The organism is Rhodococcus sp. IEGM 1351 (assembly GCF_030056875.1).
GTDB classification, from domain to species: Bacteria; Actinomycetota; Actinomycetes; order Mycobacteriales; family Mycobacteriaceae; genus Rhodococcus_F; species Rhodococcus_F opacus.
This window is the reverse complement of sequence record NZ_JASHKU010000011.1, coordinates 232296-244812: the sequence shown is the minus strand read 5'-3', so window position 1 is coordinate 244812 and position 12517 is coordinate 232296. Positions and strand designations below refer to the sequence as shown.

Annotated in this window: 13 protein-coding genes; 4 read left to right on the top strand and 9 right to left on the bottom strand. The window is 68.3% G+C overall.

Translation table 11 applies throughout. The features are described from left to right. Positions 1-71: 71 nt before the first annotated feature. The 3 genes from aztC to aztB are packed head-to-tail and all read right to left on the bottom strand — an operon-like array spanning position 72 to position 3131. Positions 72-983 (bottom strand): zinc ABC transporter substrate-binding protein AztC, encoded by a 912-nt coding sequence (aztC, locus tag QM806_RS21085; RefSeq protein ID WP_005566325.1) that lies wholly within the window; start codon positions 981-983, stop codon positions 72-74. Between the two features lie 5 nt (positions 984-988). Beyond that, the gene (locus tag QM806_RS21080) at positions 989-2263 is read right to left on the bottom strand and encodes an ABC transporter (protein ID WP_283292710.1); all 1275 of its coding nucleotides are present in this window, start codon (positions 2261-2263) and stop codon (positions 989-991) included. Between the two features lie 13 nt (positions 2264-2276). Then, positions 2277-3131: a zinc ABC transporter permease AztB gene (gene aztB / locus QM806_RS21075; RefSeq protein WP_037204472.1), complete on the bottom strand. Its 855-nt coding sequence runs from the start codon at positions 3129-3131 to the stop codon at positions 2277-2279. Positions 3132-3149: 18 nt separating this feature from the next. Between aztB and aztA the strand changes: the two genes are divergently transcribed. After that, on the top strand, positions 3150-3785 hold the full coding sequence (gene aztA / locus QM806_RS21070) for a zinc ABC transporter ATP-binding protein AztA (RefSeq protein ID WP_005566322.1): 636 nt from the start codon (positions 3150-3152) through the stop codon (positions 3783-3785). Here the strand turns inward: aztA and QM806_RS21065 are convergent. From QM806_RS21065 to QM806_RS21055, 3 genes are all read right to left on the bottom strand, one after another. Next, complete coding sequence (locus QM806_RS21065) at positions 3766-4158, bottom strand: VOC family protein (RefSeq protein ID WP_120660385.1); 393 nt, start codon at positions 4156-4158, stop codon at positions 3766-3768. The genes aztA and QM806_RS21065 overlap by 20 nt on opposite strands. Positions 4159-4184: 26 nt before the next feature. Next, positions 4185-4661, bottom strand: coding sequence for a VOC family protein (locus tag QM806_RS21060; RefSeq protein ID WP_005566320.1), 477 nt, complete (start codon positions 4659-4661; stop codon positions 4185-4187). 91 nt (positions 4662-4752) lie between these two features. Continuing rightward, positions 4753-6030 (bottom strand): MFS transporter, encoded by a 1278-nt coding sequence (locus tag QM806_RS21055; protein ID WP_005566319.1) that lies wholly within the window; start codon positions 6028-6030, stop codon positions 4753-4755. 260 nt (positions 6031-6290) lie between these two features. Here QM806_RS21055 and QM806_RS21050 point away from each other — a divergent pair, with 260 nt between their 5' ends. The 3 genes from QM806_RS21050 to QM806_RS21040 all read left to right on the top strand — a co-directional run bounded on the left by QM806_RS21050 (position 6291) and on the right by QM806_RS21040 (position 10390). Beyond that, positions 6291-8366: an acyltransferase family protein gene (locus QM806_RS21050; protein ID WP_283292708.1), complete on the top strand. Its 2076-nt coding sequence runs from the start codon at positions 6291-6293 to the stop codon at positions 8364-8366. A 16-nt stretch (positions 8367-8382) separates the two neighbouring features. Next, on the top strand, positions 8383-9120 hold the full coding sequence (locus QM806_RS21045; protein WP_005259064.1) for an IclR family transcriptional regulator: 738 nt from the start codon (positions 8383-8385) through the stop codon (positions 9118-9120). Positions 9121-9211: 91 nt separating this feature from the next. Next, positions 9212-10390, top strand: a complete 1179-nt coding sequence (locus tag QM806_RS21040; RefSeq protein WP_005566316.1) for a 4-hydroxybenzoate 3-monooxygenase — start codon at positions 9212-9214, stop codon at positions 10388-10390. 32 nt (positions 10391-10422) lie between these two features. Here QM806_RS21040 and QM806_RS21035 read toward each other — a convergent pair whose 3' ends face one another. Genes QM806_RS21035 through QM806_RS21025 form a run of 3 tightly spaced genes read right to left on the bottom strand, consistent with a single transcriptional unit; the run spans position 10423 to position 12516 of the window. Beyond that, positions 10423-11049 carry a TetR/AcrR family transcriptional regulator gene (locus QM806_RS21035; protein ID WP_005259060.1) on the bottom strand — a complete coding sequence of 209 codons (627 nt, stop codon included), beginning with the start codon at positions 11047-11049 and terminating at the stop codon, positions 10423-10425. 10 nt (positions 11050-11059) lie between these two features. Further along, the gene (locus QM806_RS21030; protein ID WP_005566315.1) at positions 11060-12325 is read right to left on the bottom strand and encodes an NAD(P)/FAD-dependent oxidoreductase; all 1266 of its coding nucleotides are present in this window, start codon (positions 12323-12325) and stop codon (positions 11060-11062) included. A gap of 5 nt (positions 12326-12330) precedes the next feature. Then, complete coding sequence (locus QM806_RS21025) at positions 12331-12516, bottom strand: rubredoxin (protein ID WP_005251084.1); 186 nt, start codon at positions 12514-12516, stop codon at positions 12331-12333. Between the last annotated feature and the right edge of the window lies 1 nt (position 12517).

The following is a 12517-nucleotide window of genomic DNA, read 5'->3' as shown; positions in this document are numbered from 1 at the left end:
GGTCACCCAGGAGAATTACTCTTAATGCAAACGGTTGTCAAAGTCGGAAGTGTGCATGTGTGAATGCATCGCTACGCCAGGCCCTCCGCGATCGCCAGGGAATTCGAATCCATCATCTCGATGTACGTGCCCGCGCCCGAGCCGTACTCGCCCAGTGACTCCGTGAACAGCGAGACGACGTCCACGGGAACACCGGCCTCCGAGGCCATTACCTGCGCGAGCCGATCGGGCTGGGAGGAGTCGACGAAGATCGCGGGAACCCTCGCCGCGGTGATCGTCGCGGCGAGGTCCGAGAGGTCCGACGCGCTGGGCGACGCCAGGGTGGTTCCGCTGGGAATCACCGCCCCCACGGTATCGAAGCCGAAACGTTCGGCCAGATAACCGAAGACATGATGATTGGTCACCAGCTTTCGCCGATCTGCGGGGACGGTCGCGAATCTGTCCGCCATCCGGGCAGTGAGTTCCTCGAGTTGCCGGGCGTAGCTGTCCGAGTTCGTGCGGACGGCTCCCGCATCGATCTCCGGCACGTGTTCGATCACCGCGTCGCGGATCAGTGCAACAGCCTCGCGTACCCGGTCCGGATCGGTCCAGATGTGCGGATCCATGGTGCCCGTGGACTTTCCGGAACGGTACTCGATCGGCCGCACGGCCTCACCGACCTGCAGGATCGGGACACCCTCGGAGCGTGCGGTGTCGACGGTCTTGCCGATTCCCTCCTCGAGTCCGAGACCGTTCGACACGAGGAGGTCGGCACGCTCCACGCGCGCGGCGTCCGATGCGGAGATCTCGAACGAATGGGGATCGGCGCCTCTCGGCATCAGCACCTTCACGTCGGCCTGGTCGCCGACGACGTTCTGCACCACGTCGCCCAGAATGTTCGTGGTCACGACCACCACGGGCCCGTCGGACGCGCCCGGGGTGCACCCGGTCACGGACAGTGCCGCGAGTGCGGTCAGGAGGGTCAGCGGCAGTAGGCGCCGCATTTTGCTCACAGCCCGACCACGCCGAGGGTGGACGCGGCGACTCCGACGTCGAGAGTCCGCGCCACCCGCGCGTTGTCCCGGAAGTCGATCTCGGTCACCGTCTTCGATGCGGGATCCGAGACGTACGCGCGGGTGCCGCCGACGACCACGGCAGGCGGGGTCGCGGACTCGTCGCTCCAGTCGTAGGGGGTGGCCAGCACGTGCGAGGAAGCGGTCTCCGCGCCGGTCGTCGTGTCGAACATGCGGAAGGTGCCGTCCGCGAGGACCGCGAACGCGGAGCGACCGTCGCCCGCCACTGCGACGCTCAGCGCGCGGTCCGGGGTCCGGACGTGCGTCCACCCGCGGGTGCGTGCATCGAAGACCAGCACCCCGAGGTTGGTGGCGGCGGGTCCGGCGGCGGCGACGTGGATCGGCAGGCCGTCGTGTCCGCGGAACGACGTGGGTCGGGTGGCGGCGTCGATGCCCGCCGGGTACGGAACCTTCTCCGACGTCCACGCCCCGGCCGCGGTGGTCGCGAGGAACAGTCCGTCGTCGCACGCGGCCAGTACGCCCGTGTCGGACACGGCCGTGCCTTGTATGTTCGGGCAGGCGGTGTCGAAGCTCTGCTCGACCTGCCCGTCCGCCGTGTGGGCCTCGAACGTGCCGGGGCGGGAACCGGTTCCGTTCGCGGTCGAGCGCGACACCACGAAACCGTCGGCGATCGGGAGGGCGACGCCGTGGTGCGGTGCGTCGGCGTCCACGACGGTCCCGACGTCGATGCTGTCCTTGCGGAGCGCGGCGAAGTCGATCACGCGGGCGAGTCCGTCGCCGTCGAAGAACGTCGCCACCTTGTCGTCGCCTTCGATCACGTGCGCCGGCTTGCCGCCCTCGAGGGCGCCGAGTTCGACCGGTGGCTTGGTGTACGAGTGGGTGTGGTCCCCGTGATCGATGGTCCAGGAACCGGCGTCCACCACATGCACGGCGCCGCCGGCGCCGTCCACGGCGAACGCGTAGCGGTCCTTCACCGTCGTCACCCGCGCCGGGTTGTAGAACTCGAACGAATGGAGAGTCTCTGCCGTCGCGAGGTCGAGCACGTCCACGCGGCCGGAGTCGGCGTCCGACACGACGAGCCGAGGTTCGGGCCCCTCGACCTCGGTGGATCCGGCCTCGGCGGCAAGGTCGCTACCCGGTTGGTTCCGGCCGTCGGGGGATGCGGCCTCCTCTTGTGGGGATGCGCAGGCGCCGAGCGTCAGCGCGGCGACCGCGGCAATTGCTGCGCGGGCGAGGGTCGTGTTCGGCATTCGTGGTCTCCATCTATCGAACGGGAATCGGAGTGGGCAAGAGGGCAGGCCGAAGTCGTCGCGCCGCCGACCGGGCCAGGGCCGCGACGAAGAACTGGAGCACGGCGATTCCGGCGATCGTCGCGCCCGCGGCGGTGTCGGCATTCCACGACACGATCAGCCCGGCGAAGGTGGCGGACCATCCGAGGAGCACGGCAATCGCCATCGTCGCGCCGATCGACCTGCCGAACAGTGCTGCGGTAGCGGATGGAGCGACGAGGAGGCCGAACACGAGCAGGGTGCCGACGATGCGGAACGAGGCGACCACCGCGAGGACCACCAGTGCGAGGAGCGCGAGGTGCGCCCACCGCGGCTGCAGACCCAGGGTGTGGGCCTTGCGTTCGTCGAAGACGAGGGCGACGAAGGGGCGGTATGCGATCACCGAGACGATCCCGGCGACGGCGGCCGCCGCCGCGAGCCAGATCAGATCTCCCCGTGTCGCCGACAGGACGTCACCGAACAGGAAGGCTGTGAGATCGACCGCGAACGACCGTGCGCGCGAGACGATCACGACACCCAGTGCGAGCATGCCGACGAACAGCAGGCCGATCCCGGTGTCTTCGGACAGTCGCGAATTCTTCGACACCCAGGCGACGCCGAGGATCATGACGACCGCACTCGCGGCCGCGCCGAGGAGGAGATTCGCGCCGGCGAGATAGGCGACGGCAACCCCGGGCAGCATGCCGTGTGAGATGGCCTCGCTCATGAAGGCCATGCCGCGCAACACGACCCACGTGCCCACCAGGCCGCAGAGGACGGACACCAGCATTCCCGCGAAGAGCGCGCGCCGGACGAAGGACACCATCAGGGGGTCGAGTAGCCACTGCACTCTGCTAATCTAACGATAATGATTGTCGTAAGCGAAATCGCGGTCCGGTACGGCCCGACCCCGGCGTTGAACGGTGTGAGCGTGCGGCTCACACCGGGTACCGTCACAGCCGTCGTGGGGCACAACGGTTCGGGGAAGTCGACGCTCCTGCAGTGTCTGGCGGGCATCGCGCGACCGACGACGGGACGGATCGACGGCACGAAGGGGTTGGGAACGGCATATGTGCCGCAACGCAATGCGGTGAGCGATCAGCTACCGCTGACCGTGCGCGAGGCGGCGTCCATGGGGGCCTGGCACCGACGTGGATTGTGGCGGCGGCTCACTCCCGGCGACCGTGACGCCGTCGACGAGGCGCTGAACAGGCTCGGTCTCGCGGATCTCGGCCGACGGCGGATCGGCACACTGTCGGGCGGGCAGCGTCAACGCGCCCTGCTCGCGCAGGCGCTCGTGCAACGCGGCGACCTGCTGCTCCTCGACGAGCCCACCACCGGTCTCGACGCGGAGGCCCGCGCGGTGATCGGCGACGTCGTCGGCGAAGAAGCGGCGCGGGGTGCGATCGTCGTCGTGGCCACGCACGAATCCCACGACGCGGAACGCGCCGACCAGGTGCTGACCCTGTCGTCGGGGGTGCAGCTCACCCCACTTCGACGATGACGAGTTTGTTTCCGTCCGGATCCCGGAAATAGAACATGGGCGGCACGTAGTCGCCCATCCGCAAGACCTCCGCGTCCACGTCTACGCCGTTCGCCGACAGGGTCGCATGATCGGCGTCGGCGTCCGAGGTGGTGAGGCGGATGCCCGTCTCGACGCCCGCGGGGACGCCGTCACGGGTCGGGACGAGCGCGATCGACGTCGCCGATCCCGGTGGCGCCACCTCCACCCACCGCTGTCCAGGACTGAACTCCGCATCCATGCGACGCTCGAAACCGAGTGTGCCCACATAGAATTCGAGCGCCCTATCCTGATCGGTGACGGGGACCGCCACCGTGTGCACACCGTTGATGTGGGTCTTGCCGTCCGCGCTCATACCGTCCACCCTCTCGTCGGCAGGCGTCACGCCTGCGCGAACGCCTTCTCGAGTTCGGCGACGTCGAGTTTGCGCATCTTCAGCATGGCCTGCATGGCGCGCTGTGCCTTCTCGGTGTCCGGGTCGCGCATGAGTTCGTACAACCGCTCGGGCACCACTTGCCAGGAGACGCCGAAACGGTCCTTGACCCAACCGCATTGGCTTTCCTCGCCGCCGTCGCCGGTGAGGGCGTCCCAGTACCGGTCCACTTCCTCCTGATCCTTGCACAGGATCTCGAAAGAGATGGCCTCGTCGAACGTGAACTGCGGCCCCCCGTTGAGCGCGATGAACGGCTGCCCGTTGATCTCGAAGGACACCGTCAACACCGCCCCCTCCGGACCGGGAGTGTTCGGACCGTAGTGGGTGACCTCCGTGATCCGCGAATTCGGAAACAGGGACGTGTAGAACTTCGCGGCCTCTTCGCCTTGGGTGTCGAACCAGAGGCAGGGGGTGATGGGTTTCATGGCGCAGTTCCTCTCGCAGGTCCTCGTCGATTCATCCTCGCCGATATAGACCGCGCCCACGCCCGAAACTCATCGGACGGCTGTCAGGAGTTCAGCGCACCGTCCGGGTGGACGAGATGGCGATCGCTCCGAACAGCCCTACCAGGGCGAATGCGTAGAAGCCCCACGGCACCGCGTAGCCGGCGCCCAGCAGAACGCCGCCGAGGATCGGACCGCAGATCGCGCCGACCCGGCCCACACCGGCCGACCAGCCGAGTGCGGTGGCGCGGATCTGCGGCGGGTGGTTGGCGCTCGTGAACGCGTAGACGAGAACCTGTGCGCTGAACACGAAGCAGCCGGCGAGGAACACCAGGGCGTAGATGCCGAACGACACCTTGACGCTGAGCAGGGCGAGGAACACCGCGGCGCCCGCGAACCAGATGATGGCCGCCGTGCGCGGGCCGATCTTGTTGGCGACGCCGCCCGCGATCAACAGTCCGACCACCGCGCCTGCGTTGAGGATCAGCAGGAACGTCAGCGACGCGCCGAGGTTGTAGCCCGCCTCACGCATGATCGTCGGCAGCCACGTGTTGAGGCCGTAGACGAGTAGCAGTCCCATGAACGAGGTGACCCAGATGGCGATACTGTTACGCAGGAACGGACGCGAGAACAGGGCGCGCACCGGGTTCGCCGAGGCCGCGACGGGAGCGTCGGCGGCGGGTGCCGCTTCCAGTTCCAGGCCGTACTGCTTCGCGACGGCCTCGGCCTCGGCGCGCTTGCCGTGCGCCAGCAGGTACGAGGGGGACTCGGGGAGGTACCGCAGCATCAGCGGAATCAGGACCACGGCGGGCAGGGCGCCGACGACGAACATCGAACGCCAGCCGAACGGTTCGATCAGCACGATCGCCAGCGCAGCGGTCGCGACAGCACCCACGTGATACCCGGTCATCAGCAGCGTCGACGCGGAGCCGCCGCCCTGCCTCTTCGAGAACTCGTTGACCAGGGCCAGCGCAGTCGGCAGTGCGCCGCCGAGTCCGACCCCAGCCAGGAAGCGGAACAGTCCGAAGAAGAACGGGTTTGGCGCGACCGCGCAGAGGAGCGTGAGAACGGAGAACGCCGCAACGGCATACAGGAGGGCCCGCCGGCGTCCGATGACGTCGGTGAGCGTACCGATGACCAGTGCGCCGATGGTCATGCCGACCAGGCCGAATGTCGAGATGAACGTGATCGTTCCGGTGGTCAGACCCCAGTCCTCGTAGTCGAGAAGTGAAGGGATGACGGCGCCGAGGACCACCAGGTCGAAGCCGTCGAGCAGCACGGCCACCCAGCAGAGGGGCGCGACCCAGAGGGCGGTGGAGGCGCGGGCCGCGCTTCGTTGGGAAGTGGTCATGATGTCCTCGACATTCGGCGGGTTCGCGATACGAACACCGGTTCTATGAGCGCACTCATTGTGTGGCGCGCCATAGTTGCCTGTCAAACATCGGCTACTCCACACCCCGGCGGTCCGCCGATCCTGGGCGCTCGCCCAATGTCACCCGGTGCCGTCCGACTGGACCGATGCGGCATTCGGCCCCGCTCGGGTTGGTCAAGAACTGGTAAACCCGGTGTGGATAATCGATCGGGTACCGAGTCGATGAGCCAGGACGGATTGTGAGACCCAACCCCCAGGTGGCTGCGAGCCGTCCGAGCCACGCCGCGGCGCCGCCGTCGGCCGCGGGCGGTTACCGGTACGACCTCGACGGTCTGCGCGGAATCGCGATCGCGCTGGTCGTGGTCTATCACGTGTGGTTCGGGCGGGTGTCCGGCGGCGTCGACATCTTCTTGATCCTCTCCGGGTTCTTCTTCACGGGCATGCTCGTGCGACGCGCCGGGGCGGACTCGGGTCCGTCGATACCCGCCGTCCTGCGGCGCACCGCCCGCCGGCTGCTGCCCGCGCTCGTGGTGGTGTCGGCCGCGACCGCGGTCGTGACCGTGATCCAGCGGCCGTTCACGCAGTGGTCAGGGATCGCGGACCAACTCCTCGCGTCACTGCTGTACGTGCAGAACTGGCAGCTGGCCCGGACGGCATCCGACTACGCCGCCGCCGACGCGTCGGTCAGTCCGCTCCAGCACCTGTGGTCGATGTCCGTGCAGGGTCAGTTCTATCTGCTCGCCCTCGCGGTGGTGGCCGGGATCGCGTGGACGTGCCGTCGTCGCGGCCGACCGGACCTCCTCCGGCCCGTGCTCGGCGGTGTCCTCGTTCTCGGGTTGGTGGCGTCGTTCGCCTACGCGGCCGTGCTGTCGCAGGACCGGCAGTCGTGGGCGTACTTCGACACGTTCGCGCGACTGTGGGAGCTGCTCGCGGGGGCGCTGCTCGCGCTCGTCGTGCACCGGGTCGCGCTGCCCCGGCGGTCGCGGACCGTCCTCGCGGTGTCGGGGTTCGCCGTGGTCCTCGGGTGCGGGTTCCTTGTCGACGGCGCCGCCCTGTTCCCCGGCCCGGCCGCCCTGATCCCGGTCGGCGCGGCGGTGGCGCTGATCCTCGCGGGCGCAGGCGAGTCCGAGCAGCCGGGGATCGTGACGATGATGGCGTCGCGGCCGTTCGTCGAACTCGGTGGCCTGGCGTATTCGCTGTACCTGTGGCACTGGCCGATCCTCATCTTCTACCTCACGTGGCGGGAGCGGCCCGCGGTCGGAGCGCTCGGCGGACTCGCGGTGATCCTCGTGTCGCTGATGCTGGCGTGGCTCACCCAGCGGCTGGTCGAAGCGCGGTTCAAGACCGGGTCGGCCAGTCCGAGGCGAGCGCTGACCGCGCTGGTCGTGATCCTCGGCGTCGCCGTGGTGGGGACCGCGTGCGGCTGGCACGTGTATCTGGTCCGCAACCCCGAGACGACCGCCCGGGTCGGTGAGCTGGACCCGTGGCTGTACCCGGGCGCGGCGTCGTTGACCGACGGCGCGTTCGCGCCGCGCACGGACATGCGACCCACCCTGCTCGAAGCGTCGGGAGATCTTCCGCAGCCGACCCTCGACGGCTGCATCTCCGATCTGAGCACCCGCGACGTCGTCACCTGTGTGTACGGCGACCTCACCGCCGACCGGACGATCGCCGTGGTGGGCAGTTCCCACGCCGAGCATTGGGTGCCCGCGCTCGATCGCATCGGGCAACAGCGCGGCATCCGGGTCGAGACGTACCTCAAGATGGGGTGCCCGCTGACCGTCGCGGACGTTCCGCTGCTCGCCGGCGAGCCGTATCCCGACTGCGGCGACTGGTCCCGCGACGTCCTCGACCGTCTCCGTGATCACCGACCGGACTGGGTGTTCTCGACGTCCTCGCGTCCCAACGAGGAGGGCGCCGGCGACGTCACCCCCGACGACTACGTGGGCCTCTGGGCACGGCTCGCGGATCTCGGGCTCCCGTTCCTCGGCATCCGCGACACGCCGTGGCTGCACAACGACGGCGTCCCGTATTCGGTCGTCGACTGCCTCGCCGACGGCGGCGACGCCGACAGTTGCGGAATGCCCCGGGACGACGTGCTGGCCCCGGACAACCCGACGCTCGAGGCGGCCCGCGACCTGCCGTCGGTGCATCCGCTCGACCTCACGGACGCCGTGTGTGACGTGGCGATCTGCCGTGCGGTGCAGGGCAACATCCTCGTGTACCACGATTCACATCACCTCTCGGCGACGTACGTCCGGAGCCTCGTCCCCGAACTCGACCGTCAGATCGGCATGGCCACCCGCTGGTGGTGACCGGGATACTGGCGGCATGTCCGAAGACGACCGCAGCATGCTGGGACGCGCCTTCCTGGTGCTGGGTTCGTTCACCTCGGAGCGCCCTCGCCTGTCGCAGTCGGAGCTGAGCCGGCGCACCGGACTGCCGCTGCCGACGGTGCACCGGCTGTGCCGCCAACTGGTCGGCAACGGCGCCCTCGAACGCGTCGACGACGGGCACTACGAGATCGGGGTGCGGCTGTGGGAGTTGGGTGCGCTCGCGCCCCGCGCCCACGGATTGCGGCAGGTGGCGTTGCCGTACCTCGAGGACCTGTACGAGGCGACGCGGGAGAACGTCCAGCTCGTGGTCCGGGAAGATCTCGAGGCGCTCTACATCGAACGGCTGTCGGCGCGCGGCGCCGTGACCGTCGTCGGGAGAGCCGGTGGCCGGTTGCCGCTGCACGCGTCGAGCGGCGGCCTCGTGCTGCTGGCATTCGGCGGCACGGACCTCCTCGACGAGGTCCTCGCTGCGGGGCTCGAACGCTTCACGCCGTCGACCATCACCACCGAACATCGCCTGCGCAGCACCCTCGACGACATCCGCAGGACCGGCTGGGTCACGTGCCGCGAACACCTCAACGTCGGAACGCTGGCCGTGGCCGCGCCGGTGTCGCGATCGACGGGTGAGGTGGTGGCAGCGGTGTCCGTCGTGGTTCCGGCGGAGAAGGATGCCGCGCCCCTGATCCCGGCGGTGCGGGCGGCGGCGCGCGGCATTTCCCGCGGCGTCGCGTAGCCCCTCTTTCACTCAGTGAAAGAGGGGGTGTTGCGATCACACGGCGGGCAGCACAGTGACTGGTGTCACGAACTACGCGAGGAGTCTGCTCATGAACACACAGGTCGGGATCGTCGGCGGGGGTCCCGCAGGACTGATGCTGTCCCATCTCCTGCACCTGAAGGGCATCGATTCCGTCGTGCTCGAAAGCCGCACCCGCGAGGAGGTGGAGGGAACGATCCGGGCCGGTGTGCTCGAACAGAACACCGTCGACCTGATGGTCGACACCGGACTCGGCGACCGCGTCAAGCGTGAAGGGCTCACCCACCACGGCATCGAACTGCGGTTCGGCGGCCGCGGCCACCGCATCGACTTCGACGAACTGACGAACGGCCGCGCCGTCACCGTCTACCCACAGCACGAGGTCCTCAAGGACCTCATCGCCCGGCGTCTCGAAGACGACGGCGACATCCGCTTCGGCGTCTCCGACGTGCAGGTTCATGACCACACGTCCGACAACCCGAAGATCACCTACCTCGACGCCGACGGCAACGAGCAGACGCTCACCTGCGCGCTCGTCGCCGGCTGCGACGGCTCGCGGACCTCGACTCGCGGTCTCATCCCCGGGACCACCGTGCGCACCGACCACTTCCGCCAGTACCCGTTCGCCTGGTTCGGCATCCTCGCCGAGGCCCCGCCGTCGTCCGAGGAACTGATTTACGCCAACCACCCCCGCGGCTTCGCGCTCATCAGCACCCGCACCCCGGAGGTCCAGCGGCACTACCTGCAGGTCGACCCGGACGACTCCGTCGACAACTGGTCCGACGACCGCATCTGGTCGGAACTGCACGCCCGCGTCGACGGCGAAGGCGCGGAGATCAAGGACGGCAAGATCTTCCAGAAGTCGATCCTGCAGTTCCGCAGCTTCGTGTGCGAACCCATGCAGCACGGCAACCTCTTCCTCGCCGGCGACGCCGCCCACACCGTGCCCCCCACCGGCGCCAAGGGCATGAACCTGGCGATCGCCGACGTGTACTTCCTCTCCAAGGCGATGGCCGAATACTTCGCCACCCGCAATCGGGCCGGGCTCGAGGGCTACACCGACAGCGTCCTCCCGCGCGTGTGGCGGACCCAGCACTTCTCCTGGTGGATGTCCTCGATGCTGCACCGACTCCCCGACGAGACCGGATTCGGACACAAGCGGCAGGTCGCCGAACTGGACATGGTCACCCGGTCCGTCGCCGGACGCACCCTCATCGCCGAGAACTATGTCGGCACTCCGCTGGGCTGACGCCCCCGTGAGTACTTGTTAACGTCGGGCGGTTAATAAGTACTCACGGGTGGCGGAGCCGCAACGAACGGGGCGAAGAGCCGGGCGGTGTTCGCCGACGCCGCCGCGGTGTCCTCGGGTGGGTTGGCGATGAAACTCAGGGCGAGCCGGACGATGGCGTGCGCGATGACGTCCGCGTCGTCCGGGGAGGAGTTCACCCACGACCGTTGCAGCGTCTGTGCGAGCCGTTCGGCCGCGGGTCGGATGATGATGTTGCTGTCCGTCGTGATCAGGCGCAGCAGATCTTCCGGTGCCTTCCCCTGGTGCAGAGACATCACCAGGGGATCGGCTCCGCTGAGTTCGAAGAACGTCGCATACCCGTGCCGCAGCGCAGTCGTCGCGTCGCCGGGGTTCTCGTACAGAGCGGATTCGATGACGGTGACGAGGTTGTCGGTCAGCCGTAGTGCGTACCCCTCCGCCAGGCCGCGCCGCGATCGGAACTCTTTGTAGATCGTCTGCCTGCTCAGGCCCGCGGCGACCGCGACGTCGGTCATCGTGATTGTCGGCCACGGACGTTCGAGCAGCAGCTCCCGAAGCGCATCGAGGGTGGTCTCCCGCATCAGCGACGTTGCGGCCAGCCGGTATCGACTCTGTCGCTCGGTGCGGTCGTCTGCGGACATGACCTCGATGCTAGCGGGCGGCCGCGACCCGACCTTCCCGCTCGTCGGCGAGCACGTCGGTCAGAGCAACCGACTCGTCCGCCAACGCGGCGCGGTCGACGGTGCCGCCCCGGGCGATCATCGTGCGCACGGTGCGGAGGTCCTTCGGGCGGCCCACGGCGATGACCCCGACCGGCGTGTCCTCACGCACCGCGACCGCTGTGAAATCGCGATCGTCGATCGAACCGCGGATCACGTAGTCGTCGTCGAAACGGGTCGCGCCGGCGAACTGCACGTTGTGGCCGTACTGCGTGGACCACCCCCACGGAACGTCGGTGAACGGCGCGGGCTTTCCAAGGATGGAGTGCGCGGCGGCAATCCCCTGGGCCTGAGCTCCGTTCCAATGTTCGGAACGGTAACGCTCCGAGTCACGTACACCGGGGATGTTGGCCGCGTCGCCGGCCGCGTAGACACCGTCGGCCGACGTGCGAAACTGCCCATCGACGGTGATGCCGTTGTGGACGCGCAGTCCCGCCGCGACCGCGAGCGTCACCTCGGGGACGGTGCCGACCGACACGAGGACGGTGCCGGCACTCCAGCTGCGACCGTCGTCCGCGGTGGCGCGGGCGGAGCCGTCGTCGCTCACGTCGAGCGACGACAGTGCGACATCCGTGCAGACGTCGACGTCGTTCTCGGAGTGCAGCGAAGCGATCATCGTCGAGATGTCCGGGGGCACAATTCGACTGAGGAGCGACCGGTCGCGTTCGAGGACGGTGACCTCCGCGCCGAGCGACCGCGCCGTGGCCGCGACCTCACATCCGATGAGACCCCCGCCGATCACGAGCAGGGACCCGGTGCGTCGAATCGACTCGCGAAGGGAATCGGCGTCGGCCATCGACCGCAGAGTGAAGAAGTGCGCACCGGAGACACCCTCGAGTTTTCGGGCCCGGCCGCCGGTCGCGAGCAGCAGAGCACTGAATGACAGGGTCTCTCCGGAGGAGAGCGTCACCAACTTCCGCCTGGTGTCGAGTTCGACTGCCGTTGCACCGGTGATCAATTCGATATCTCTTTCCTTCCAGAAAGAGCCCGGCTTCAGTGCGGTCTTCTCCGCCGCCGTGGCACCCGACAGGAAGTCCTTCGACACCGTCGGACGCCGATAGGGCGGTGCGGGTTCGTCTCCGATCAGGACGACGCGTCCGCTGAAGCCTTCCGACCGGAGCGTCTGCGCGGCGCTCGCCCCCGCGATACCGGACCCGACGATGACCACCGTCGACAGTTCCGTGGAGTGATTCGACATTGCGCTCACGCCCGGCTGACCTCGACCATGTCGAAGTCCGCCTTGGCGGCCCCGCAGTCGGGGCACGACCAGTCCTCGGGAATGTCGTCCCACCTGGTGCCGGGCTCGATGCCGTCCTCCGGCCAGCCCTCGGCCTCGTCGTACTCGAATCCGCATTGGACGCAGCGGTAAAGCTTGAAATCGGTGCTCATG

What these genes read in the sequence shown, in the direction of transcription:
- QM806_RS21030 (WP_005566315.1), bottom strand. Translation starts at nt 12,325, where the DNA reads ATGTCGAATCACTCCACGGAACTGTCGACGGTGGTCATCGTCGGGTCC.
- aztC (WP_005566325.1), bottom strand. Translation starts at nt 983, where the DNA reads ATGCGGCGCCTACTGCCGCTGACCCTCCTGACCGCACTCGCGGCACTG.
- QM806_RS21080 (WP_283292710.1), bottom strand. Translation starts at nt 2,263, where the DNA reads ATGCCGAACACGACCCTCGCCCGCGCAGCAATTGCCGCGGTCGCCGCG.
- QM806_RS21040 (WP_005566316.1), top strand. Translation starts at nt 9,212, where the DNA reads ATGAACACACAGGTCGGGATCGTCGGCGGGGGTCCCGCAGGACTGATG.
- QM806_RS21065 (WP_120660385.1), bottom strand. Translation starts at nt 4,158, where the DNA reads ATGAGCGCGGACGGCAAGACCCACATCAACGGTGTGCACACGGTGGCG.
- QM806_RS21035 (WP_005259060.1), bottom strand. Translation starts at nt 11,049, where the DNA reads ATGTCCGCAGACGACCGCACCGAGCGACAGAGTCGATACCGGCTGGCC.
- QM806_RS21060 (WP_005566320.1), bottom strand. Translation starts at nt 4,661, where the DNA reads ATGAAACCCATCACCCCCTGCCTCTGGTTCGACACCCAAGGCGAAGAG.
- aztA (WP_005566322.1), top strand. Translation starts at nt 3,150, where the DNA reads ATGATTGTCGTAAGCGAAATCGCGGTCCGGTACGGCCCGACCCCGGCG.
- QM806_RS21025 (WP_005251084.1), bottom strand. Translation starts at nt 12,516, where the DNA reads ATGAGCACCGATTTCAAGCTTTACCGCTGCGTCCAATGCGGATTCGAG.
- QM806_RS21055 (WP_005566319.1), bottom strand. Translation starts at nt 6,030, where the DNA reads ATGACCACTTCCCAACGAAGCGCGGCCCGCGCCTCCACCGCCCTCTGG.
- QM806_RS21045 (WP_005259064.1), top strand. Translation starts at nt 8,383, where the DNA reads ATGTCCGAAGACGACCGCAGCATGCTGGGACGCGCCTTCCTGGTGCTG.